This is a genomic window from Amycolatopsis sp. NPDC059235, assembly GCF_042754125.1.
Classification (GTDB): domain Bacteria; phylum Actinomycetota; class Actinomycetes; order Mycobacteriales; family Pseudonocardiaceae; genus Amycolatopsis; species Amycolatopsis albidoflava.
Genome location: NZ_JBHZAG010000003.1, coordinates 82,491 through 104,032, shown reverse-complemented (window position 1 = coordinate 104,032; position 21,542 = coordinate 82,491). Strand labels below are relative to the sequence as shown.

Annotated in this window: 21 protein-coding genes; 10 read left to right on the top strand and 11 right to left on the bottom strand. The window is 70.2% G+C overall.

Features of this window, described 5'->3' with window-relative positions:
- Positions 1-356: 356 nt before the first annotated feature.
- Both ACFXI3_RS02935 and ald read right to left on the bottom strand, forming a co-directional pair.
- A complete protein-coding gene (locus ACFXI3_RS02935; RefSeq protein WP_344273818.1) occupies positions 357-1,820 on the bottom strand; it encodes a PLP-dependent aminotransferase family protein in 1,464 nt (487 codons plus the stop codon).
- 93 nt (positions 1,821-1,913) lie between these two features.
- Positions 1,914-3,029 (bottom strand): alanine dehydrogenase, encoded by a 1,116-nt coding sequence (gene ald, locus ACFXI3_RS02930; protein WP_344273820.1) that lies wholly within the window; start codon positions 3,027-3,029, stop codon positions 1,914-1,916.
- Between the two features lie 204 nt (positions 3,030-3,233).
- Here ald and ACFXI3_RS02925 point away from each other — a divergent pair, with 204 nt between their 5' ends.
- A complete protein-coding gene (locus ACFXI3_RS02925; RefSeq protein ID WP_378397660.1) occupies positions 3,234-4,223 on the top strand; it encodes a phosphotransacetylase in 990 nt (329 codons plus the stop codon).
- Complete coding sequence (locus ACFXI3_RS02920; protein WP_378397659.1) at positions 4,220-4,897, top strand: phosphonatase-like hydrolase; 678 nt, start codon at positions 4,220-4,222, stop codon at positions 4,895-4,897. The genes ACFXI3_RS02925 and ACFXI3_RS02920 overlap by 4 nt, the downstream gene beginning before the upstream one ends.
- A 21-nt stretch (positions 4,898-4,918) precedes the next feature.
- Here ACFXI3_RS02920 and ACFXI3_RS02915 read toward each other — a convergent pair whose 3' ends face one another.
- Positions 4,919-5,482, bottom strand: coding sequence for a TetR/AcrR family transcriptional regulator (locus tag ACFXI3_RS02915; protein WP_378397658.1), 564 nt, complete (start codon positions 5,480-5,482; stop codon positions 4,919-4,921).
- Positions 5,483-5,554: 72 nt separating this feature from the next.
- On the opposite strand from ACFXI3_RS02915, the gene ACFXI3_RS02910 reads away from it, so the two are divergent.
- A complete protein-coding gene (locus ACFXI3_RS02910; RefSeq protein ID WP_378397657.1) occupies positions 5,555-6,742 on the top strand; it encodes an FAD-dependent monooxygenase in 1,188 nt (395 codons plus the stop codon).
- Positions 6,743-6,828: 86 nt separating this feature from the next.
- Here the strand turns inward: ACFXI3_RS02910 and ACFXI3_RS02905 are convergent, their stop codons facing one another.
- The 3 genes from ACFXI3_RS02905 to ACFXI3_RS02895 all read right to left on the bottom strand — a co-directional run bounded on the left by ACFXI3_RS02905 (position 6,829) and on the right by ACFXI3_RS02895 (position 9,334).
- A complete protein-coding gene (locus ACFXI3_RS02905; protein WP_378397656.1) occupies positions 6,829-7,467 on the bottom strand; it encodes a cysteine hydrolase family protein in 639 nt (212 codons plus the stop codon).
- A gap of 74 nt (positions 7,468-7,541) precedes the next feature.
- Positions 7,542-8,468 (bottom strand): LysR substrate-binding domain-containing protein, encoded by a 927-nt coding sequence (locus ACFXI3_RS02900; protein WP_378397655.1) that lies wholly within the window; start codon positions 8,466-8,468, stop codon positions 7,542-7,544.
- Between the two features lie 35 nt (positions 8,469-8,503).
- Positions 8,504-9,334: an alpha/beta hydrolase gene (locus ACFXI3_RS02895; RefSeq protein ID WP_378397654.1), complete on the bottom strand. Its 831-nt coding sequence runs from the start codon at positions 9,332-9,334 to the stop codon at positions 8,504-8,506.
- Positions 9,335-9,490: 156 nt separating this feature from the next.
- Here ACFXI3_RS02895 and ACFXI3_RS02890 point away from each other — a divergent pair, with 156 nt between their 5' ends.
- The 5 genes from ACFXI3_RS02890 to ACFXI3_RS02870 are packed head-to-tail and all read left to right on the top strand — an operon-like array spanning position 9,491 to position 13,602.
- Entirely contained in the window at positions 9,491-10,948 is a 1,458-nt protein-coding gene (locus ACFXI3_RS02890; RefSeq protein ID WP_378397653.1) for a 2-hydroxymuconic semialdehyde dehydrogenase, read from the top strand.
- Entirely contained in the window at positions 10,945-11,676 is a 732-nt protein-coding gene (locus tag ACFXI3_RS02885) for a 2-keto-4-pentenoate hydratase (protein ID WP_378397652.1), read from the top strand. Before ACFXI3_RS02890 ends, ACFXI3_RS02885 begins: the two co-directional genes overlap by 4 nt.
- 2 nt (positions 11,677-11,678) lie before the next feature.
- Complete coding sequence (locus tag ACFXI3_RS02880) at positions 11,679-12,104, top strand: RidA family protein (RefSeq protein WP_378397651.1); 426 nt, start codon at positions 11,679-11,681, stop codon at positions 12,102-12,104.
- Complete coding sequence (locus ACFXI3_RS02875) at positions 12,101-12,625, top strand: 3-hydroxyanthranilate 3,4-dioxygenase (RefSeq protein WP_378397650.1); 525 nt, start codon at positions 12,101-12,103, stop codon at positions 12,623-12,625. Before ACFXI3_RS02880 ends, ACFXI3_RS02875 begins: the two co-directional genes overlap by 4 nt.
- A 2-nt stretch (positions 12,626-12,627) precedes the next feature.
- Complete coding sequence (locus ACFXI3_RS02870; protein WP_378397649.1) at positions 12,628-13,602, top strand: amidohydrolase family protein; 975 nt, start codon at positions 12,628-12,630, stop codon at positions 13,600-13,602.
- Here ACFXI3_RS02870 and ACFXI3_RS02865 read toward each other — a convergent pair.
- Positions 13,599-14,921, bottom strand: a complete 1,323-nt coding sequence (locus ACFXI3_RS02865) for an NtaA/DmoA family FMN-dependent monooxygenase (protein WP_378397648.1) — start codon at positions 14,919-14,921, stop codon at positions 13,599-13,601. The two genes, ACFXI3_RS02870 and ACFXI3_RS02865, sit on opposite strands and share 4 nt — an antisense overlap.
- A 17-nt stretch (positions 14,922-14,938) precedes the next feature.
- Positions 14,939-16,054, bottom strand: a complete 1,116-nt coding sequence (locus ACFXI3_RS02860) for an LLM class flavin-dependent oxidoreductase (protein WP_378397647.1) — start codon at positions 16,052-16,054, stop codon at positions 14,939-14,941.
- Positions 16,055-16,196: 142 nt separating this feature from the next.
- Here ACFXI3_RS02860 and ACFXI3_RS02855 point away from each other — a divergent pair, with 142 nt between their 5' ends.
- Positions 16,197-17,057, top strand: coding sequence for an aminoglycoside phosphotransferase family protein (locus tag ACFXI3_RS02855; RefSeq protein ID WP_378397646.1), 861 nt, complete (start codon positions 16,197-16,199; stop codon positions 17,055-17,057).
- Here the strand turns inward: ACFXI3_RS02855 and ACFXI3_RS02850 are convergent.
- Entirely contained in the window at positions 17,054-17,833 is a 780-nt protein-coding gene (locus tag ACFXI3_RS02850) for a nitroreductase/quinone reductase family protein (protein WP_378397645.1), read from the bottom strand. The genes ACFXI3_RS02855 and ACFXI3_RS02850 overlap by 4 nt on opposite strands.
- Positions 17,834-17,858: 25 nt before the next feature.
- Positions 17,859-18,881 carry an LLM class flavin-dependent oxidoreductase gene (locus ACFXI3_RS02845; protein WP_378397644.1) on the bottom strand — a complete coding sequence of 341 codons (1,023 nt, stop codon included), beginning with the start codon at positions 18,879-18,881 and terminating at the stop codon, positions 17,859-17,861.
- 101 nt (positions 18,882-18,982) lie between these two features.
- On the opposite strand from ACFXI3_RS02845, the gene ACFXI3_RS02840 reads away from it, so the two are divergent.
- Positions 18,983-19,954, top strand: a complete 972-nt coding sequence (locus tag ACFXI3_RS02840; protein ID WP_378397643.1) for a zinc-binding alcohol dehydrogenase family protein — start codon at positions 18,983-18,985, stop codon at positions 19,952-19,954.
- Between the two features lie 2 nt (positions 19,955-19,956).
- Here ACFXI3_RS02840 and ACFXI3_RS02835 read toward each other — a convergent pair whose 3' ends face one another.
- Entirely contained in the window at positions 19,957-21,540 is a 1,584-nt protein-coding gene (locus ACFXI3_RS02835) for a dipeptide ABC transporter ATP-binding protein (protein WP_378397642.1), read from the bottom strand.
- Between the last annotated feature and the right edge of the window lie 2 nt (positions 21,541-21,542).

The following is a 21,542-nucleotide window of genomic DNA, read 5'->3' as shown; positions in this document are numbered from 1 at the left end:
AGACAGTGCCGGGGGAGCTGGCCCGCGAACAGGTCCAGAAAGCTGCCCGCGCGTGGGTCCAGACGGCGCGGCTGCCGGCGGCCTCAGCGCCGACCGTCTACAAAGGACGCCAACCTTGGCGAAATGCCCGATTGGCTCCTAGGGGGCGTTTCTGCGAGTACGTGAGGGGAACCTTGACGGACTCTGATTCCCTGAGGGTGGCCCTCACGGACGATCCACCCCGCTCCCGACACCCGCGTCGGCCCCGGCGAGAGGCAGCCCGGCCCGCCAGTCGCTTCGGCATGGGCGGGCACGCCCCGACCGCGCCTGTAAGGGCATCAGGATTCCCCTCGCGTACCCCCGGCTGCCGGGGCGGGTCAGCTGTCCAATAGCTCCCGGCAGAGGTCGCCGAGCAGCCGGATCCCGGGGTCGATCGCCGACGGCGGGGTGGCGGAGAAGCCGATGCGGAAGTGGTTGCGCGGCGGGTCCTCGCCGAGGAAGAAGATGTCGCCGGGTTCGATGAGGATGCCCAGTTCTTCCGCGCGTTCCACCAGGAGGCGGCAGTCCAGTTCGGACGGTCCGGTCATCCAGAGGCTGACTCCGCCGGGCGGGTACGGACCCTGCGCCCACGGCAGGTATTCGGTGACCGCGGCGGTGGTGGCGGTCCATTTGCGCATCAGTTTCGTGCGGTAGCGGCGCAGGGAACGGTGGTACTCGCCGCTTTCGATGAGCAGCGCCAGCGCCCGCTGCAGCTGGCCGGGCGGGTGGCGCAGGACGTACCGGCGGGCCTCGCGCAGCGCGCGCACCAGCTCACGGGGGCCGACTAGGTAGCCGAGGCGGAGGCCGGGGGAGAGGAACTTCGAGAAGGTGCCGAGGTAGACCGCGTCGCCGGTGTTGTCGAGCGCCTTCAACGCCGGGGTGGGGCTGCCTTGGTAGCGGAATTCGCTGTCGTAGTCGTCTTCTACGACGACCGTGCCCGACGCGGCGGCTTGCGCGAGGAGTTGGCGGCGGCGGCCGATGCTGAGCGTCGCGTTGGTCGGGTGCTGGTGGCTCGGGGTGAGGTAGAGAAGGTCGACCCCGTCGAGGGACTCCGGTGGTTGGAGGCCTCGGGAGTCGACGTCGATTCCGGTCACGCGGGCGCCGGTGCGGAGGAAGATGTGCCGGGCGTCGAGGTAGCCGGGGTTTTCGATGGCTACGACCTGGTCCGGGCCGAGCAGCACGCGGCCGAGCAGGTCGAGGCCCTGCTGCGAGCCGACGGTGATCAGGACTTCGTCGGGGTCGGCCTCGATGCCTCTCGTGGTCAGCAGCTGGCGGCACACCATCTCGACCAGCATCGGATCGTCGGAGCCGACGCTGTCCTGCAGGCTGTGGAAGACGTGCGGCCGGTACAGGGCGTCGCGCAGGCAACGCGTCCAGGACCGGGCCGGGAACGCGGTGATGTCGACCTGCCCGGCGAGGAACGGGTACGGGTAGCTCGCCCAGTCGGTGCGCTTCTCGATGTGGGCGACGTCGGCGTCCGGGAACCGGCGCACCCGGGCGGCCCAGTCGATGCGCGATTCGGTGTCCCGTTCCTCCACCGCGCAGTGCGGGCGCATCTCGCCGTTGACGAACAGTCCGCTGCGCTCGCGGCTTTCCACGTAGCCCTCGGCGACGAGCTCCTGGTAGGCGAGGTTGATCGTGTTCCGGGAAACGCCCAGTTCGACGGCCAGTTCCCGCGAGCTCGGCAGCCGGCGGGCCGGGTCGAACGTGCCGATGGCGATCCCGTGCTCGATCGCCCGCCGGACCTGGCGGTACAGCGGTTCGTCCGATGAGCGGTCGATCTCGATCAACGTGCGTGGCAAGTGCGCTCTCCCAAGTGGCCGGCGTGGAGCGGGGTGGGCTGAAACGTAACTCGCAGTGGCCGGTTTTCCCACCCCGCGCCACGCCGACGGGGCTCAGGCCAGCGCGTCGGCGACGTCGGTGACGGGCAGGCCGTGCGCGAGCGCGACCGGCTCGTAGGTCAGCGCCCCGGCCACGGTGTTCACGCCGCCGCGGAGCTCGGGCGTGTCCTGCACCGCGGTGCGGAGGCCCTTGTTCGCGATCTCCAGCGCGTAGGGGAGCGTGACGTTGGTGAGCGCGTGCGTGGAGGTGTGCGGGACCGCGCCCGGCATGTTGGCCACGCAGTAGAACACCGATTCGTGGACCCGGAAGGTCGGGTCGGCGTGGGTCGTCGGGCGCGAGTCCTCGAAGCAGCCGCCCTGGTCGATGGAGATGTCCACCAGCACGCTGCCCGGCTTCATCCGGGAGACCGTCTCGTTGGACACCAGGCTCGGGGCCTTCGCGCCCGGGACGAGCACCGCGCCGATCACCAGGTCGGCTTCCAGTACCGCCTGCTCGATCGCGTACGAGTTCGCGGCGGCGGTGCGGATGCGGCCCTGGTACATCCGGTCGGCGGCGCGCAGCTTGTCGACGTTCTTGTCGAACAGCACGACGTCGCCCCAGGTCCCGGCCGCGACGGCGACCGCGTTCATCCCGGCGACGCCCGCGCCCAGCACGACCACGCGGGCCGGCGGAACCCCGGAGACGCCGCCGATCAGCACGCCGCGCCCGCCGTTCACGCGCATCAGCGTCTGCGCGCCGACCTGCGGAGCCAGCCGTCCGGCGACCTCGCTCATCGGGAACAGCAGCGGAAGGGAGCCGTTCGGCAGCTGGACCGTCTCGTACGCCACGGACGTGGTGCCCGCGTCGAGCAGGGCTTTGGTGCAGGGCTCGCTCGCGGCGAGGTGCAGGTAGGTGAAGAGCAGCTGGTCGGAACGCAGCCGGTGGTACTCCTCGGCGACCGGCTCCTTGACCTTCAGCACCATGTCCGCGGTGCCCCACACGTCGTCCGCGTGGTCGAGCAGCTTCGCGCCGGCGGCCGTGTAGTCCTCGTCGCGGATCGACGAGCCCTCGCCCGCGCCGCGCTCCACGAAGACCTCGTGGCCGGCCGAGGTGAACTCGTGTACTCCGGCAGGCGTCGCCGCCACCCGGTATTCGTGGTTCTTGACCTCGCGAGGCACACCGATCTTCATCGCCTGCTCCCATCTGCCGTGTGTGGTCCGACCGAGAGTGCGGGACGGCTGGCCACCGCGAAAGTGCCAGAAACCGCTCGGTCGACGGGTCCAGCCGCCGGGCCTTCTGGACCCCTCATCGGGGACTGTTCTGGCTCTGTCGCTTGGGGCCAGGGGCCGAGATCCTGCTCGGGGAGCACTGCCGTCCGCGAGGGAGTTTGCGAGATGACCATGGCCCCTCTGGCCGAGACCTGGCGGGAACGCGTCGGCGACGCCCGCCCGCGGATCGCGCTTGCCGACGGCGCCGATCCGCGTGCCGTCACGGCGGCTGCGCGTCTGGTTGACCGCGGCGAGATCGAACCGGTGCTGGTAGGGCCTTCGGCGGAGGTCGCTGCTGTCGCGGCGGAGCTTCGGGTGGTTGTTCCGCCTTTGCTGGACACCGCTGAGCTGGCTGCCGACAAGGCTGTCCTCGCGCGGCTGGCTACGGCGTTTCCGGACCGGGTCGAGACGGTTCGCAATGATCCTGTTGCCCTCTCGGCTGCGCTTCTCGCGTTGGGCCGGGTGGACGCGTGCCTCGCTGGCGCGACGCGGCCGACGTCCGATGTGCTCCGGGCTGGGCTGCGGATCGTCGGCCTTGCTGCCGGGGTGCGGACTTTGAGCAGTTGCTTCCTGATGCTGTTGCAGGACGGCCGGTCGCTCACTTTTGCTGACTGTGCCGTGGTTCCGGAGCCGGACGCGGATGCGCTGGCGGACATCGCGGTCGGCGCGGCGACGACGCACCGCGCTTTGACCGGAACTGTGCCGGTTGTGGCGATGCTGTCGTTCAGCACGCAAGGCAGCGCTAAGCATTCGGCGGTGGACAAGGTTCGTCAGGCCACTTCGCTGGTGCGGGAACGGCTGCCCGGGGTGGACGTGGATGGCGAATTGCAATTCGATGCCGCTGTGGTGGATGCGGTCGGGGTGGCCAAGGCACCGCGGTCGACCGTGGCTGGGCGGGCGAATGTGTTGGTGTTCCCCAACCTTGACGCGGGGAACATCGCTTACAAGATCGCCGAACGGCTCGGCGGCGCGACTGCGCTGGGTCCGATTCTGCAAGGCGTGGCAGCGCCGCTGCACGACCTTTCGCGCGGCTGCAGCGCCGCCGACATCGAGACGATGGCCCTGATCAGCGCGGTGCACGCGGTGACCGGGCGGGAAGTGGAGGGGGTCCGATGACGCGAGGGGTGGAGCTGGTCGTGCTGGACATGGCCGGCACGACGGTTCGGGACGACGGCGCTGTCGAGGCTGCTTTTGCCGCCGCGCTGGAGGCCGTCGGGGTTCCCGCGGACTCGCCGGAGCGGGAAGACGTGGATGCCTACGTTCGCGACACTATGGGGCAGTCGAAGATCGAGGTCTTCCGGGCGTTGTTCCCTGCTGCGGGGGTTGCGGAGAAGGCTAATCAGGTTTTCGAGCGCGCTTTTGCCTCGCAGGCGGTCGAGGTTGCTACGCCGCTTCCTGGTGCGGAGGAAGCGATTGACAAGTTGCGGGCGCAGGGGCGCCGGGTGTGCCTGAGCACGGGATTCTCGGCTGTGACGCGCGATGCCTTGCTGCGGCGGCTCGGGTGGACGGAGCTGGCGGATCTGGTGGTGTGCCCGGCGGATGCTGGCGGGCGGGGCCGTCCGTTCCCGGACATGGTGCTGACCGCGGTGCTGCGGTTGGGGATCACGGATGTTCGCGCGGTGGCGGTGGCGGGGGACACCGGGTTCGACATGCTGACCGGCCGTCGCGCGGGCGCGTCGGTGGCGGCGGGGGTGTTGACGGGGGCGCACGACGAGGCGACGTTGCGGGCGCACGGGGCTACGCATGTGCTGGGGTCGGTGGCTGAGTTGCCGGCGGTTCTTGAGGGCTAGCTGCTTGAGGCGTCGCTGCAGTCAGGCGGGCGGCGCGACCGCGGCGGCGATCAGCGCCCGGGCCGCGATCTCGATCCGTTCGTCGTCCCCCGTGACGATCCGGTCCAGGCACAGCCCCCGCAGGCCTGAGATCAGCAGGCTTGCCCGCGCTCCTGCCTCGGTTTCGGTGTAGCCCAGGCCGCGGTACACCGGCAGCAGCGGATCCACCATCGCGGTGATCGTTTCCCTGGCGACTTCCAGGTACCGCTCCGGTTGCGTCGGGGCCAGCGCCAGCACCTGGAACAGGATGTGGATCGGCCGTTGCTGGCGGCCTCGGGTGATCGCTTTCCACAGGGCGAGCGCCGCGGCGGCGAGGGATTCCTCGTCGTGCACGGAGCGGAAAAGCTCGGTGACGTCCGGGCGGCTCGCGGCGATCGCTTCGGTGATCAGGTTTTCCCGGCTGCCGAAGTAGTACAGCAGCATCCGCTTGCTCGTCCCCAGCGCTTCGCCCATCGGCGCGAGCGACAGGTCCGCGATGCCGTGCGTCGCGAGGTAGCCCACGGCTTGCTGCAGCAGTTCGGCGCGGCGGCCGGTTCCGGAATCCACCCCTTGACTGTACCGATCGGTACGTCGTACCGTCCATTCATGTACCGATCGGTACATGGCGGAGGAGGGTCGATGGCGGGCAAAGCACTCTCGGTGGCGATCGTCGGCGGCGGGATCGGCGGGCTCACGCTCGCGTTGCGGCAGCGCGGGATCGGGGCGGAGGTGTACGAGCGCTCTGCCGAACTGCGGGAGGTCGGGGCGGCGGTGGCGTTGGCTGCCAACGGGTCCCGGGTGATGCAGCGGCTGGGGCTGCGGGACGAGCTGGCGGCGTGTTCCGCAGTGCCGACGGAGCTGGTTTACCGGCATTGGCGGGGCGGGCAGCGCGTGGTGGCGTTTCCGATCGGGGACGCCTACGAGAAACGGTTCGGCGGGCCGTATTTCGGGGTGCATCGGGCGGATTTGCAGCGGATCCTGGCGGACGCGTGGGGCAAGGTCCATCTTGGCCGGCAGGTGACCGAGGTGGTCGCGGAGGGGTCGAGGTATCGGCTCGAATTCGCCGACGGGACAAGCGAAATCGCTGATGTGGTGGTGGGTGCGGACGGGGTGCATTCGACGGTTCGCGCGTGGGTGGACGGCGCGTCGCTTGCCCGGTACTCGGGTTCGAGCGGGTTTCGCGGGCTGGTGCCGGTATCGCGGGTGCCGTCGTTGCCGGACGCGGGGGCGATGCAGTTCTGGATGGGGCCGGGCGGGCATCTGCTGCATTACGCGATCGGCGACGGGTCGGTGGTGAATTTCCTTGCGGTGCTGGACGAACCGGCCGAGTGGGCGGGCGCGTCGTGGACCGAGGACATTCCCCGGGAGCGGATCGAGGCGGCGTTCGAGGGCTGGCATCCGGCGGTGCGCGAGATGGTCGGCGCGACGACGTTGTATCAGCGGTGGGGGTTGTTCAGCCAGTATCCGCTCAACCGCTGGCATCGCGGCGGCGTGGTGCTTCTCGGCGACGCCGCGCACGCGATGCTGCCGCACCACGGGCAGGGCGCGAACCAGACGATCGAGGACGCCGTGACGCTCGCCGAGTGCCTGGCGCGGGATTCACGCGAGACGGCGCTGGCCCGGTACGAGAAGCTGCGGCGGCCGCGGACTCGGGCGGTGCAGCGGAGTTCGTGGGTGGCGAATGGGCTGTTGCATTTGCCGGACGGTCCGGCGGCTAACGCCAGGGACGTCGAGTTGGGGCGGATCGGCGAGACGGTGGAGTGGATTCACTCGCACGACGCTGTGTCTTTGGCGTCGGCTTCGCCGCCGCGTGCGGAGTCGCCGTGAGGTCGGCGTCTGGAGGGCAACGCGACCGCCTGGGGGCGGTCCCGTTGCCCTCCAGACGCCGACGCGACTCCGCGGGGTGGGGGGGGTCAGGGTTTCGTGGTGAGGGTGGTGAATTCGGTGCTGGTCAGGACGTTCGTGGTGGATTGGGCTAGCACGACCAGGGTGGCGGCGTGCACTTCGGCGGCGGACATTGCGCCGTGGCCCTGGTCGGGGTGGTCGTAGGTGGCGCAGGCGTCGGACAGCACGCCCGTGCGGAAGTCGCGGAACATGGCGTCGCGGATGGTGGCGTGGACGCAGTCCTCAGTGGTCACTCCGGTGGCGATCAGGGTGTCCACGCCGCGTCCGCGGAGTTGCATTTCGAAATCGGTGCCGTAGAAGGCGCTGTAGCGGTGTTTGGGGATCAGCGGTTCGTCGGGGCGGCGGTCCACTTCGGAATACAAGGCGGCGCCGGGCGTGCCATCGATGAGCGCGGCACCGGCGGCGATCGGCGGGTACAGGTCGGCGAAGCGGCCCATGTCGGTGCCGTCCGGGCGGTGGACGTGCGCGGTGAAGAACACGGCAATGCCCGCGTCGCGGCAGAACCGGACGGTGTCGTTGAGGACGGGGATCATGGCGCGGCCAGCCGGGGATTCCAGCGGGGCGCCCGGAGCCAGGAAGTCGTGCTGCATGTCGATGACGACCAGCGCGGTGCGGGCCGGATCGACGGTGGACAAGCGGTAACCCATGGAACGCTCCCTCCGCGGCGGACCAATGAGGTATCACGGCTTGACGTCGGTCGTCAAGAAAGCGATAGACGTCGTCAGGCGTCTTCGATCTGCGCGGCGACGGTGTGCAGGGACGTGATCAGCGCCTGGGTGGCCGGGTTCAGCCTGCGTCCGGCAGCGAGCGTGAGGCCGACGCTGTGGCCGATGTTCTCCAGCGGCGTCGGCAGGGTGACCAGGCGCGGGTCGTCTATGCCGAGCAGACCGGGGAGCGCGGCGACCATGGCGGTTTCGGTGAGCAGCTGCCGGACCGTGAGGAACGACGTGGCTTCGACGCGGTTGGCGGGCAGGTCGAGACCGTGCTGGGCGAAGAGGCTTTCCAGCTCCTGGCGCAGCATCGTTTCGGTGCCGGGCACGATCCACGGGAAGTCGGCGAGATCCTCCAGCGAGACGCTCTCGCGCGCGGCGAGCGGATGGTGCGCGCCGGCGACGACGCGGATCGACTCCTGGTACAGCGCTTGCCGTCGGGTGCCTTCGGTGCCCGGGCCGCTGAGCCGGCCGACGATCACGTCCACGCGGCCTGCGGTCAGTTCCACGAGCAGCGATTCGGGCGTTCCCTCCCGGACCACGACGGTGACCAGCGGGTGGTCGTTCTTCAAGTGCGCGATGGCGCGTGGCAGCAGGAGGTTCGAACCGGCGAGGTGGATGCCTGCGACGACCCGGCCTCGCGTCGCGTCGGCGATTTCGACGACGTGTCGCGCCGCGTGCGTGAGCTGGGCGAGGACGGCGCGAGCGTGTTCGGTGAAGGCGGTGCCGAACTCGGTCGGCGTGATGCCGCGCGGGCCGCGTTCGTAGAGCGGCACGCCGAGGATGGCTTCGAGGTCGTGCAGCCCGCGCGTGACCACCGGCTGCGTGACGTGCAAGGCGGCCGCCGCGCCGACGACGCTGCCCTGTTCGGTGAGGGTGTCCACCAGCACGAGGTGCCTGAGCTTGAGGCGGCCGTCGAGCAGGCGGGGCATCTCCATTCCGGCGACAGTACTGGCCGGGGCGGGCTCCAGCGTCATGGGCGGACAAGCTCGATGAGGGTGCGGCTGAGCGTGGAGCTGGGGTCGGCGAGGTCGAGGAAGACGTCGAAGTGGTTGCGGCCGGGCACGGCGGTCCAGGAAGAAGCGGCGGGCCAGTGCGCGTGGAAAGCCTTGCTCTGCCGATGGAATCCGGCGGCTTCGTGTTCGGCGACCGCGACGTGCAGGGGCGCGGCGCCCGGCGGCAGCAAGATCGGGCTGAGGGCTTCCGCGCGGGCCGGGTCGAGGGTCAGCCACGCGTTGGCGAAGGAATCGACGAGCGGGCGGAGATCGAAGAGACCGCTGATCGTCATCGCGCCTTTGACGACGTCCTCGGGCAGCCCGGCGGCGACCTGCCATCCGGCGACCGCGGTCATTGCCGTGAGGTGGCCTCCGGCTGAGCTGCCGACGATGTGGATGCGGCGGGGGTCGAGGCCGTGCTTGGCGCCGTGATGGTGCACCCAGGCGACCGCGGCGCGGACCTGGCGCACGATCTCTTCCAGTGCGGCGGCGGGAGCGAGCGTGTAGTCGGGCACGACGGTGGCGATTCCGGCGTCGGCCAGCACCTTGGCCATGAACGCGGTGTCGTGGCGCGACAGCATGCGCCAGTAGCCGCCGTGGACGGCGATCACGACCGGGCGCGACTGCCCTGGCGAGGTGCCCCAGACGTCCAATCGTTCGTCGCTGAGCGGGTCGAACGCCAGGCCAACCTCGCCGTTCAGACCGGCGGTGGCGGATTCGGAGGCGGAGCGGTAGCGGGCCATCACGGCGTCGAACTCGGGCTCGGTCACCGTGGCCTGTGCGCTGTAGTCCTGGTCGACGTGGCTCACGGGCCCCATCCTTCGCCGCCGTCGTCATGCCTGGCCAATGCCCATTCCGGCGAAAGCTATGCCGCGGCAGGCATGGCCGAGGCATGTCCGGACGGCTATGGCAGCGGCGGCAAAGAGCATTGGCCAGGCATTCCTGGCGTCCCTACGGTCTGTTTCATGGCTGCGGAACTCCACAACGTCGTCGGCGGGACCCGGGTCGCCGGGCGGCGTACCTTCGAGAAGCTCGATCCGGTCGACGGGTCGCTCGTCGCGCACGTCCACGAGGCTGGGCCGGACGTGGTCGACGCCGCGGTCGCCGCGGCGCGCGCCGCGCTGGACGGGCCGTGGGGACGCGCGCCGGTGGCTGAGCGGACCGCCTTGTTGCGCCGGATCGCGGACCGGATTGAGGAGCGGTTCGAGGATTTCGTCGCCGCTGAGGTCCGCGACACCGGAAAGCCGGAGCACCTGGCTCGCGAGCTGGACGTCGCCCGGGCGGCGACGAACTTCCGGTCTTTCGCCGACACCGTCGCGGCGGCCGGTCTCGACTCCTTCCTGACCGAGCTGCCGAACGGCCGGAAGGCGCTGAACTACGCGGTGCCCAAGCCGCTGGGCGTGGTCGCGGTGATCGTGCCGTGGAACCTGCCGCTGTTGCTGTTGACCTGGAAGGTCGCGCCCGCGCTGGCGTGCGGGAACGCGGTGGTGGTCAAGCCGTCGGAGGAGACGCCGTCGACCGCGACCCTGCTCGCCGAGGTGATCGCGGAGGCGGGGGCGCCGGCCGGGGTGTATAACGTCGTTCACGGCTTCGGGCCGGACTCCGCCGGGGAGTACCTCACCACGCACCGCGGCATCGACGGCGTGACCTTCACCGGCGAATCCCGGACTGGCTCGGCGATCATGCGGGCGGTCGCTCCGTCGGTAAGGCCGGTTTCTTTTGAGCTCGGCGGCAAGAACGCGGCGGTGGTGTTCGCGGACTGCGACCTCGAGAAGACTCTCGACGGCCTCGCCCGGTCGGTTTTCCTGAACACCGGGCAGGTGTGCCTGTGCACGGAGCGGGTCTACGTCGAGCGCTCGGTCTTCGACGCGGTCGCGAATGGGCTCGCCGAGCGGGCAAAGGCGTTGCGGCTGGGGCGGCCGGACGCTCCGGACACCACGACCGGGCCGTTGATCTCCCAGCAGCACCGGAAGAAAGTCCAGTCCTATTTGGACCTCGCGGTGGCCGAGGGGGCGACGGTGCTCACCGGCGGCTCGGTGCCGGAACTCGGGCCGGGTCTCGCGGGCGGGTCGTGGATCGAACCGACGCTGTGGACCGGCCTGGACAACTCCGCGCGGGTCGTGCGCGAGGAGGTCTTCGGGCCGGTCGCGGCGCTGATCCCGTTCGACACCGAGGACGAGGCCGTCCGGCTGGCGAACGACACCGACTACGGGCTCGCCGCCGCCGTCTGGACCACCGACCTGGAGCGAGGCCACCGGGTCGCGCAGCAGATGCGGGTCGGGATGGCCTGGGTCAACACCTGGTACCTGCGGGATCTGCGCTCGCCGTTCGGCGGTGTCGGGCTTTCCGGCATCGGCCGGGAGGGCGGCCTGCACTCGATGCACTTCTACACCCAGCCGACGAATGTGTGCGTGCAGCTATGACCATCGAGGAACGGGCAGCTCTGCTTGACCAGGCGACTGCCACCGGACAGGCGATTCCGCAGCTCACCAGCAGCGAACCGATGAGCCTGGCGACGGCGTACGCCGTGCAGCACGCGGGAATCGCACTGCGCGAGCGGCGCGGGGAGAAGCTGGCGGGAGTCAAACTGGGCTTCACGAGCAAGGCGAAGGCCGAGCAGATGGGTGTCTCCGACGTCATCATCGGCTCGCTGACCGACCGCATGCGGATCGAGGACGGCGGGACGTTCGACGTCAGCCGGGGCGTGCATCCGCGGGTCGAACCCGAGGTCGCGTTCCGGCTCGGACCGGACGGCGAGCTGGTTGCTGTCGCGCCCGCGCTGGAGATCATCGACAGCCGCTACCGCGACTTCCGGTTCAGCCTGGCCGACGTCGTCGCCGACAACACCTCGGCCTCAGCGTTCGTAGTCGGGCCATGGTCCAAGATCGACCAGGTGGACGCGCTGGCCGTTGAACTGCTCTTCGACGGCGAGATCGTCGCGTCCGGATCGACCGCCGACATCCTCGGCGACCCGCTGCGCGCGCTTCCCGCCGCACAACGGATGGCCGCCGCATACGGGCACCGTCTGCTCAGCGAGTCGGTCCTTCTGGCGGGTGCGGCGACCGCGGCCGTGGCGCTGAAAGCGGGAACGCACGTCGAGGCGCGGGTGGCCGGGCTCGGTTCGGTTTCGGTGCGGACTAAGGAGGGATGAACGTGGCGCAAGCCCATGTCGTCGCAGGGAAAGCGACGCCGCGCGGCCGGTTCCCGCACGTCAAGGTGGTCGGGGACCTCGTGTTCGTCTCCGGCACCAGCAGCAGGCGGCCGGACAACACCTTCGCCGGCGCGGAGGCCGACGAATTCGGTGTGACCACTTTGGACATCCGGGCGCAGACGCGTGCGGTGCTCGAGAACATCCGCGACATCCTGGCCGCGGCCGGCGCGGGGCTCGAAGACCTCGCGCAGGTGACCGTGTTTTTGGTCAACATGAACGATTTCGGCGGCTACAACGAGGTCTACGGCGAGTTCTTCGACGAGACCGGTCCGGCCCGCACGACCGTCGCGGTGCATCAGCTGCCGCATCCGCATCTGCTCATCGAGATCCAGGCGATCGCCCGGATCCCCGGCAAGGAGGAACGATGACCGCCATCCCGCCCGTGTTCGATTTCGCGAAGTGGATCAAAGAGCACGAGGACGAGCTGAAGCCGCCGGTCAACAACAAGCAGATGTGGGCCCCGATGGGCGATTTCATCGTGCAGGTCGTCGGCGGGCCGAACCAGCGGACCGACTTCCACCTCGACCCGTACGAGGAATGGTTCTACCAGTACCAGGGCGACATGCACGTCAACCTGATGACCGAGGACGGCCCGCGGCGGGTCGACATCCGCGAGGGCGAGATGTGGATGCTGCCGCGCAACGTGCACCATTCGCCGCAGCGTCCGCAGGAGGGGTCGATCGGGATCGTGATCGAGCGGATCCGGGAGGAAGGGACGCTCGAGAAGTTCGTGTGGTTCTGCCTTGAGTGCGACGCGAAGGTGCACGAGGTCGAGCTGCAGGTGCGCGACATCGTCGACGACCTGCCGCCGGTGTTCGAGCAGTTCTACGCGTCCGAGGAAGCCCGGACCTGCGGGGCGTGCGGGACGCTGCACCCGGGGAAGGGCTGAGCGTGCGCGCGATCGACGTCCACAGCCATTTCGTCCCGCACGGCTGGCCCGACCTCGGCGAGGGAATGCCGTGGCTGCGCGCGGAAACCGAGCGCGAGGCCATGATCATGGTCGGGTCGGAGGAGTTCCGCCGGATCCGGTCCGACTGCTGGGACGCCTCCGTCCGGCTGCGCGACATGGACGCCGACGGCATCGAGGCGCAGGTCGTCTCGCCGACGCCGGTGTTCTTCGGCTACGAAACCAGTCCCGGACAAGGCGAGAAGATCGCGCGGGTCTTCAACGACCTCGCGCTCGAGATCTGCGCTCCCGCGCCGGAGCGGCTGATCCCGTTCTGCCAGGTTCCGTTGCAGGACACCGACGCCGCGTGCCGCGAACTGGACCGCGCGGTCGCGGCCGGGCACCGGGGCGTGGAGATCGGCAACCACGTCGGCGACCGCGACCTCGACGACGCGGGCGTGGTGACTTTCCTGCAGCACGCGGCGTCGCTCGGCGTGCCGGTGTTCGTGCACCCGTGGGACATGCCGCTCGCGCCGCGCCTCGACCGGTGGATGGCGCGGTGGCTGACCGGGATGCCCGCGGAGACGCACCTGTCGGTCATCGCGATGATCCTCGGCGGGGTGTTCGATCGGGTGCCGTCGAGCTTGCGGATCTGCTTCGCGCATGGCGGCGGGTCGTTCGCGTTCTGGTTGGGGCGGTTGGAGAACGCTTGGCATCAGCGGGCGGACATTATTGCTACGTCGGAGTTGCCGCCGTCGGCGTATGTGGGGCGGTTCAGTGTCGATTCGGTGGTGTTCACCGAGGCGGCGCTGCGGAATCTGGTGGATACGCTGGGGGCGGGGCAGGTGATGGTGGGGAGTGATTACCCGTATCCGCTGGGGGAGCGCCCGGCTGGCGGGGTGGTTCGACAGGCGGAGTTTCTCGACGAGGCCTCGCGGGAGTTGTTGTTGCGAGGGAACGCAAAGCGCTTCTTGGGCTAATTCAGGCCGAGGTGGTCCCGCAGCGTAGGCCCGCTGTAGTCCTCCCGAAACACCCCGCGCTCCTGCAGCCGCGGCACCACCTCGTCGGCGAACCGGTCCAGCCCGCCCGGCGTGACGTGCGGGACCAGGATGAACCCGTCTGACGCGTCGGCCTGCACGAGTTCGTTCATCGTCGACGCGACAGTCTCGGCGGAGCCGATGAAGTTCTGCCTTCCGGTGACCTCGATGATCAGTTCCCGGCTCGACAGGTGCTTCGCCTCCGCCAGTTGACGCCACTCATGAGCGGTCGCGATCGGGTCGCGGTGCATGCGGACGCTCGCGCGGCCCTTCGAGATCAGGTCGCCGACTGTCGGGTCGAAGGACGGGAGCGGGCCGTTCGGGTCGTGGTCGCTGAGGTCGGTGTTCCAGAGCTGTTCGAGGAACTTGATCGCGGTTTGCTCGCTGACCTGCTGCAACCGCACCTCGTGGGCGAGTTCGTGCGCTTCGGCGTCGGTGTCGCCCAGCACGAAGGTGGCGGCGGGCAGGATGACCAGCTCGTGCGGCGCGCGGCCGTATTTCGCCAGGCGGCCCTTGACGTCCTGATAGAACGCTTGGCCCGCTTCGAGAGTGCCGTGGCGGGTGAAGATGGCGTCGGCGGTCGCGGCGGCGAATTCGCGGCCTTCTTCGGAGTCTCCGGCCTGAATGGTGACTGGGCGGCCTTGCGGGCTCCGCGGGACCGGAAAGCGGCCGGAGATGTCGAAGTGGGCGTCGTGGTGGGCGAAGTCGCCGCCGCCGGCCAGGAAGCGGCCGGATTCCTTGTCCGCCAGGAGTTCGTCGCCACGCCAGGAGTCGAAGAGTTCCCACGCCGTGCGCAGGAAGGTTTCGGCGCGGGAGTAGCGCTGGTCTTGCGGCAGGAAGCCGCCGCGGCGGAAGTTTTCGCCGGTGAAGGCGTCCCAGGACGTGACGACGTTCCACGCGGCCCGGCCGGCGGAAAGGTGGTCCAGGGAGGCGAATTGGCGGGCCACCTCGAACGGTTCGTTGAAGGTGGAGTTGATGGTCCCGGCCAGGCCAAGGCGGTCGGTGACGGCGGCAAGCGCGGACAGGACGGTGAAGGTGTCGGGGCGGCCGACGACGTCGAGGTCGTAGATTTCGCCGCCCTGTTCCCGCAGGCGCAGGCCTTCGGCGAGGAAGAAGAAGTCGAACTTCGCGCGTTCGGCGGTCTGGGCCAGCTTGACGAACGAGCTGAACTCGATGTGGCTGCCCGCTTCGGGGTCGCTCCACACGGTGGTGTTGTTGACCCCGGGGAAGTGCGCGGCGAGGTGGATTTGCTTGGCAGTCATGGAAAATCTCCCGGGAATCAGGCGGCGTAGCGGTTGGCCGGGCGCGGCAGGCCCAGCAGCCCGCGCAGGGTCGAGGCCTCGTATCCGGAGCGGAACGCGCCCCGGTCGCGCAGTTCGGGGACCAGCGCGCGGGTGATGGCGGCGAGGTCGTGCGGCAGGGCGCCGGGGCGGAGCCGGAAGCCGGTCAGCCCGGCGGCGTGCCAGTCGAGCAGGAGGTCGGCGAGCTGCGCCGGGGTGCCGGTGAAGACGTGCGCGTCGGAGGTGAACTCGGCGCGGTCGTCCAGCCGGGCCTTGCGGTCGGCGGCGGCCTGCGAAGTTTCGTCGAGGAAGACCACGAGGTCGGCGAAAACCTGAACCGGGGCACCGATTTCGTCGATGATCGACGCGGCGTGCGCGCGGTCGTTCGGGGTCACGTACACGACGTCGGCCTGGCGGGCGGCGAGGCGGTAGGCGTCGGGACCGTGCGCGAGTGCGGCGACGATCGGCTGACCCTGCGGCGGACGCGGCGTGATGGACGGGCCTTTGACGGAGAACCAGCGGCCCTCGAAGTCGATGTAGTGCAGTTTGTCCCGGTCGATGAACCGGCCGGTGGCGACGTCGCGGATCTCGGCGCCGTCCTCCCAGCTGTCCCACAGTCGGCGCAGCACTTCGACGTAATCGGCGGCTTCCTCGAACAGGTCCGCGAGCTCGGGCGGCGTGCGGCGGCCGAAGTGCTGGAACTCCTCCGGACGCCCGGAAACCTGCACGCGGACCCCGGCGCGGCCGGTGCTCACGTAGTCGAGTGTCGCGATCGCCTTCGACAGGTGAAACGGCTCCGTGTGGGTGACCACCGCGGTCGGGATCAGGCCGATGTTCGACGTCAGCGGCGCGATCCGCGAGGCGAGCAGGACGGCGTCCAGCCGGGTTTGCGCCCGGTCGGCGCGAGCCTCCGGTTCGGCGGGGTCGCGCAGGGAGAGGAAGTCTTCGAAGGTGACGAAGTCGAGGTGCGCGGCTTCGGCTTCCTGGACCAGCCCGGTCCAGTATCCGGCGGTGAGCAGGTCGGCCGGGCGGGCGTCCGGTTCGCGCCACGCGGCCGGATGCCAGCCGGCGCCTTCCAGCGCGACGGCGAGCCGTGGTCCGGTGAGCCCTGTCATGCTGCGTCCTTTCCCCGTGGATGCCTGCAGTGTGGCTCGGGATCCGGGACGGCGGCGACGGTAACCAGGGTCTGGGACAGTCGGCGGGAACGGGAATAAACCGGTTGCCCGCTGTCGCGCGGACGCGGTTTGCTCGATGCCGATGAATCGGATGCACAAGGACGAAGCGGAAATCGACGACGACCTCGTTCGTCGCCTCGTCGCGGCCCAGTTTCCGCGGTGGGCCGGGCTGGCGGTCTCGCGGGTCGCCTCGTCGGGGACGGAAAACGCGATGTTCCGGCTCGGCGACGAGCTGGTGGTCCGGCTGCCGCGACTGGAACGCGGAGCCGCCGAGATCGGCCACGAGCAGCGCTGGCTGCGGTGGCTCGCGCCGCGGCTGCCGGTCGCGGTGCCGGAAGTGCTCGGCGAAGGACGGCCGGGCGAGGATTTCGAATGGGACTGGTCGGTGCTGCGCTGGCTGCCCGGCGTCAATCCGGATTTCGGCGATGCCCAGGTCGCGCGGGATTTGGGGGCGTTCGTGAAAGCCTTGCGCGGCCTGGACATTTCCGGTGTGCCGGAGGTCAGCCGGGGCCGTCCGCTGGGCACTCGCGACGCGCCGACCCGGGAGGCGATCGCGCAGCTCGGTGGCGATCCGGCGTATGTCGCGGCCTGGGAGAAGGCGCTCGCGGCACCGGAGTGGACCGGAGGACCGGTGTGGCTGCACGCGGATCTGTCGCCTGGGAACGTGCTGGTCGGAGACGGCGGGCTGACCGCGGTGCTGGACTTCGCGGGGGTGGGCGTCGGAGATCCGGCGGTGGATGTGATCCCGGCGTGGAACACGTTCGCGGCGGCTGAGCGGGAGGTGTTCCGGGAGGCGGTGGAGGTGGACGACGCGACGTGGGAGCGCGGCCGGGGCTGGGCGTTGTCGATCGCGCTGATCCAGCTGCCGTATTACCGCGAGACGAATCCGGTGCTGGCGGCCAATTCGCGGCGCACCATCGAGGCTGTGTTGTCCGACGGCTAGCCGAGGTCGATCCGGATCGTCAGCAGGTCGGTGCCGAACGCCTGGACCGCCGTGCTGTTCAAGCGCGGCAACGATTTCAGCCGCGCCCGGGCGTCGTCCTCCGGGAGCAGGTGCGCGACCCCGCGCAGCCAGCGGCCGTGCAGGCGCAGCCGGACGTTCGGGTCGGCCTGGATGTTGCGCACGTACTGCGACCGCTCGCCGAATTCGGACACCAGCCAGAACTCCTGGCCGGTCCGCCGCCCGCCGATCGGGGTCTGGCGGGGGAGACCCGAGGTGCGGCCGGTCGTTTCGAGCAGCGTCTGGCCGGGGAGCCGCGACAGCACCGGATTGCCGAGCCGTCGCTGGAAGGTCGTGACGAGCTGGTGCTGCAGATCGCCTGGCCGCGAGGCACCGGCGGCGTGCCGCAAGCGGGCCGGGATGACGAGTTCGTGGATCGGCACCGCCAAGGCCCACAGCTGGCGGGCCGGGAACCGGTCGTAGGTGACTTCGGTGGTCCAGTACACCCGGTCCGCGTCGAGGTGCACGATGTTGCGCGTCGTCATCAGCGGCGACGGCGCTTCGAGCACGACCCGGTCCGGCGCGGCCGAAGCGATCGTCCAGCCCAGCACGCGGTCCGGAGCCAGGCGGGTGGTCAGGCCGAGGCCGAGCCATCCGGTGCGCAGGAACGTCCGCATCGGCGGCGGAGCTTCTTCCCAGACCGCGCGGGCCCACTGCAGTGCGTCGCGCTGGTCCCCGGCGGGACGGGCAATGTCCACTGTGGACGTGAAATCCGGCACCCTGCCACGCTAGCACTCGCCGCCGTCAGGACGCCGGTTTCCAGCCCAGCTCCGGGCCCAGCCGGGTGGCCAGGTCGGTGAGGATCTGCACGTAGTCCTCGTGCTCGAAGGTGAACGGGAGCGCGAAGGCGACCTCGTCGATCTCGCGGAATGCGGCGTGCTGGTACAGCTGCGACGCGATTTCGGCAGAAGTCCCGACGTAGTCGCGCGAGAACAGCAAACCGCCCGGACCTTGCGGGGTTTTCGTGCGCGGCAGGCGTTTTGCCGCATAATCCTCGTACTTCGCGCGCTGCTCGGCCGTGGCGCTGTCGGTCGGAATCACCACCAGACCTTGCGAAACCCGTGCCCGCGCGCCGTCCGGATGATGCGCCCGGAACGCCTGGACGTGCGAGAGCTGGATCTTCTCGAAGTCCGTCGAGCCCTCCTCGGCGCGGACGACGCTGCTGGTCAGGTAGTTCATCCCGGCTTGTCCGGTCCAGATCGCCGAGCGGGTGCTCGCGCCGCCGTACCAGAGGCGGCCGGCCAGCCCGGGCGAATGCGGCTGCACCCGGTCGGAGAACGTCTCGATGCCCTCGACCCCGCTGAACGTCGAGGCCCGCTCGCCGCGGATCAGCGACAACAGCCGCGACACCCGGTCGTAGCCGAAGTCTTCCTGGTCGCCGGTGTCCGGGTACAGCGCGCTCCGCACGTCCTCGTAGTGCCTCGGCGGGCTGACGCTGACGCCGGGGTTGAGCCGCCCGCCGGACAGCACGTCGACGGTCGCCAGGTCTTCGGCCAGCCGCAGCGGGTTCTCCCAGCCGAGCGGGATCACCGCGGTGCCCAGCTCGATCCGGCTGGTGCGCTGGGTGGCCGCGGCGAGCACCGCGACCGGCGACGAGATGCCGTACTGCAGGTGCCGGTGGCGCACCCAGGCGCTGTCGAAGCCGAGCTGCTCGCCGAGTTCGAGCACGCGCAGCGTGGACTCGTGCCCTGGCCGCGGGTCGTCGCCGTCGAACAAGCCGATCGTCAGGAAACCCAGTTTGCGCAGCGATTGCGTTTCGGTCGGCACGGCGCGTCCTTCCTCGGGTGAACTAAGCCGGAATAACCGCCGCGTGGCGTAGGTTGTTCCGGCTCGCTGAAACAAACGCAGAACACTGGGGAGTACGCACGATGCGCGCTTTGTCCATCACTCGCTACGGCGGTCCCGAGGTCCTCGAGGAAATCGAGGTGCCCGAGCCCGTTCCGGGACCGGGCGAGGTGACCATCGCGGTCTCGCACGCGTCCGTCGGGCTGATCGACGCGCTGATCCGCCGCGGCACGCTCGCCGAGTACGACTACGCGCCGAAGCCGCCGCTCGTGCCCGGGCTCGAGGTCGCGGGCACGATCCGCGCGGCCGGTCCGGACAGCGGCTTCTCGGTCGGGGACGAGGTCGTCACGCTCACGCTGCCCGGAATGGGCGGGTACGCCGACGTCAAGCTCGCGCCCGCCGCTCTCGTCGTGCCGCTGGCCGGTACCGGAGTGGAGCGCGCGCAGGCGGTCGCCGGACTGGCGAACACCGTGACGGCCTACCTTTCGCTCACCGAGGCGGTGCGGCTGCCGAAGGACGCGCGCGTGCTCGTGCACGGTGCGCTCGGCGGTCTCGCCTCGGTGTATCCCGAGGTGGCGCGGCTGCTCGGCGCGCGCGAGGTCGTCGGCACGGTCCGGCGGCCCGAGCAGGTCGAGGCGGCGAAGCAACTCGGCTTCGACCGCGTCCTGCTGTCCGGGGAGCTCAGTGGCCTGGGCGAGGAGCGGTTCGAGGTCATCGTCGACCCGGTGGGCGGAGACCTGCGCATCGAGTCGCTGGACCTGCTCGCGCCGATGGGCCGGATGCTGGTCGTCGGCAGCGCGGGCAGCGAGACCGCGCCGCTGGTGGACTCGAACGCCGTGTGGGGCAAGAACATCGGCGTGATCGGCTTCAACGTGGGCGGTTTCCTGGCCGCCGGCCCCGCGCCCGCCCGTCCCGCCGCGGACGCCGTGCTCCCGCTCTACACCGACGGCCGGATCCGGCTGCCGGTCACCGTCCTGCCGATGGCGCAGGCGCGCGAGGCGCACCGGCGGATGGACGCGGGCGAGGCCGTCGGACGGCTGGTGCTCGCCAACTAGCGTCACGCGCGCACCTGCTCGCCGCCGGGGATCGCGGCCAGCAGGTCGCGGGTGTACTGCTCGCGCGGCCGCAGCAGGACGTCGTCGGCCGGGCCGAGTTCGAGCAGCTTGCCCTCGCGCATCACCCCGACCTGGTCCGCGATCTCCCGCACCACGGCCAGGTCGTGGGTGATGAACAGGTACGTCAGGCCGAGTTCGTCCTGCAGCTCCACGAGCAGGTTCAGGATCTGCGCCTGCACGGAAACGTCCAAAGCGGACACTGGCTCGTCGAGCACCACGAGATCCGGGCGGAGCGCCAATGCCCGGGCGATGGCCGCGCGCTGGCGCTGGCCGCCGGACAGCTCGGCGGGCTTGCGGCGCAGCACGGACGACGGCAGCGCGACCTGGTCCGCCAGCTCGGCGACGCGTGCGGCCCGGCCGCCGACGCGGAACGCGCGCAGCGGTTCGCCGATCACGTCGGCGATGGAGAAGCGCGGGTTCAGCGAGGCGTACGGGTTCTGGTAGACGAGCTGGAACCGGCGGCGGAGCCGGCGCAGTTCGGCGGCCGGGAGCCGGGTGACGTCCTGGCCGTCGAAGCTGACCGTGCCCGCGGTCGGGGTTTCGAGGCCGACCACCATCCGGGCGGTGGTCGTCTTGCCGGAGCCGGATTCGCCGACCAGCGCCAGCGTTCGGCCGCGGGTGAGCTGGAACGACACGTCGTCCACGGCTTGCACCGACCCGGCCCGGGACGAAGCGAAGGTCTTCGAGACCGAGTCGACGGACAGCAGGACCTCCGGACCCTCCGCGCGGCGAGGCCGGAGTGGTTCGCGGCTGAGACTCGGTGCGGCGGCGAGGAGCCGTTGCGTGTAGTCCTGCGTCGGAGCGGCGAGGAGTTCGCGGGCCGGTCCTTCCTCGACCAGCCGTCCTTCGGACATGACGGCGATCCGCGCGGCTCGGTCGGCGGCGACGCCCAGGTCGTGCGTGATGAGCAGGATCGCGGTGCCGTCGTCAGCGGCCAGCTCCGCCAGATGGTCGAGGATTTCCTTCTGCACGGTCACATCGAGCGCGCTGGTCGGCTCGTCGGCGATGATCAGCCGCGGTTTGCCCGCGAGTGCGACGGCGATCAGCACCCGTTGCCGGAGACCGCCGGACAGCTCGTGCGGATACTGCCGTGCGCGCAGCTCCGGCCGGTCGACGCCGGCCCTTCGCAGCAGTTCCACCGCGAGGGCGGCGGCATCGCCGCGGGCGGCCAGGCGGTGGATCAGCAGCACCTCGGCCACCTGCTCGCCGATCCGCCGGACCGGGTTGAGCGACACCGTCGGATCCTGCGGCACGAGGGCGATCCCGGTGCCGCGCACCTTCCGCCAGTCCTTTTCGGACAGTGTGGTCAGGTCGCGTCCCTCGAAGGCGATCCGTCCCCGGCGGACCAGCCCGCCGCGCGGCAGCAGCCCGATCGCGGCGTGGGCGGTGGTGCTCTTCCCGGAGCCGGATTCGCCGACCACCGCGACGATCTCGCCCGCGCCGACCCGCAGGCTCACGTCGCGCACGGCGGGCACCACGCCGCCCGAGGTGCGGTACGAGACCGCCAGTTCGCTGATCTCCAGCACTT

Coding starts and splice junctions, on each gene's coding strand:
- ald (WP_344273820.1), bottom strand. CDS start 3,029: ATGAAGATCGGTGTGCCTCGCGAGGTCAAGAACCACGAATACCGGGTG.
- ACFXI3_RS02925 (WP_378397660.1), top strand. CDS start 3,234: ATGACCATGGCCCCTCTGGCCGAGACCTGGCGGGAACGCGTCGGCGAC.
- ACFXI3_RS02920 (WP_378397659.1), top strand. CDS start 4,220: ATGACGCGAGGGGTGGAGCTGGTCGTGCTGGACATGGCCGGCACGACG.
- ACFXI3_RS02910 (WP_378397657.1), top strand. CDS start 5,555: ATGGCGGGCAAAGCACTCTCGGTGGCGATCGTCGGCGGCGGGATCGGC.
- ACFXI3_RS02905 (WP_378397656.1), bottom strand. CDS start 7,467: ATGGGTTACCGCTTGTCCACCGTCGATCCGGCCCGCACCGCGCTGGTC.
- ACFXI3_RS02900 (WP_378397655.1), bottom strand. CDS start 8,468: ATGGAGATGCCCCGCCTGCTCGACGGCCGCCTCAAGCTCAGGCACCTC.
- ACFXI3_RS02890 (WP_378397653.1), top strand. CDS start 9,491: ATGGCTGCGGAACTCCACAACGTCGTCGGCGGGACCCGGGTCGCCGGG.
- ACFXI3_RS02885 (WP_378397652.1), top strand. CDS start 10,945: ATGACCATCGAGGAACGGGCAGCTCTGCTTGACCAGGCGACTGCCACC.
- ACFXI3_RS02875 (WP_378397650.1), top strand. CDS start 12,101: ATGACCGCCATCCCGCCCGTGTTCGATTTCGCGAAGTGGATCAAAGAG.
- ACFXI3_RS02865 (WP_378397648.1), bottom strand. CDS start 14,921: ATGACTGCCAAGCAAATCCACCTCGCCGCGCACTTCCCCGGGGTCAAC.
- ACFXI3_RS02860 (WP_378397647.1), bottom strand. CDS start 16,054: ATGACAGGGCTCACCGGACCACGGCTCGCCGTCGCGCTGGAAGGCGCC.
- ACFXI3_RS02855 (WP_378397646.1), top strand. CDS start 16,197: ATGAATCGGATGCACAAGGACGAAGCGGAAATCGACGACGACCTCGTT.
- ACFXI3_RS02840 (WP_378397643.1), top strand. CDS start 18,983: ATGCGCGCTTTGTCCATCACTCGCTACGGCGGTCCCGAGGTCCTCGAG.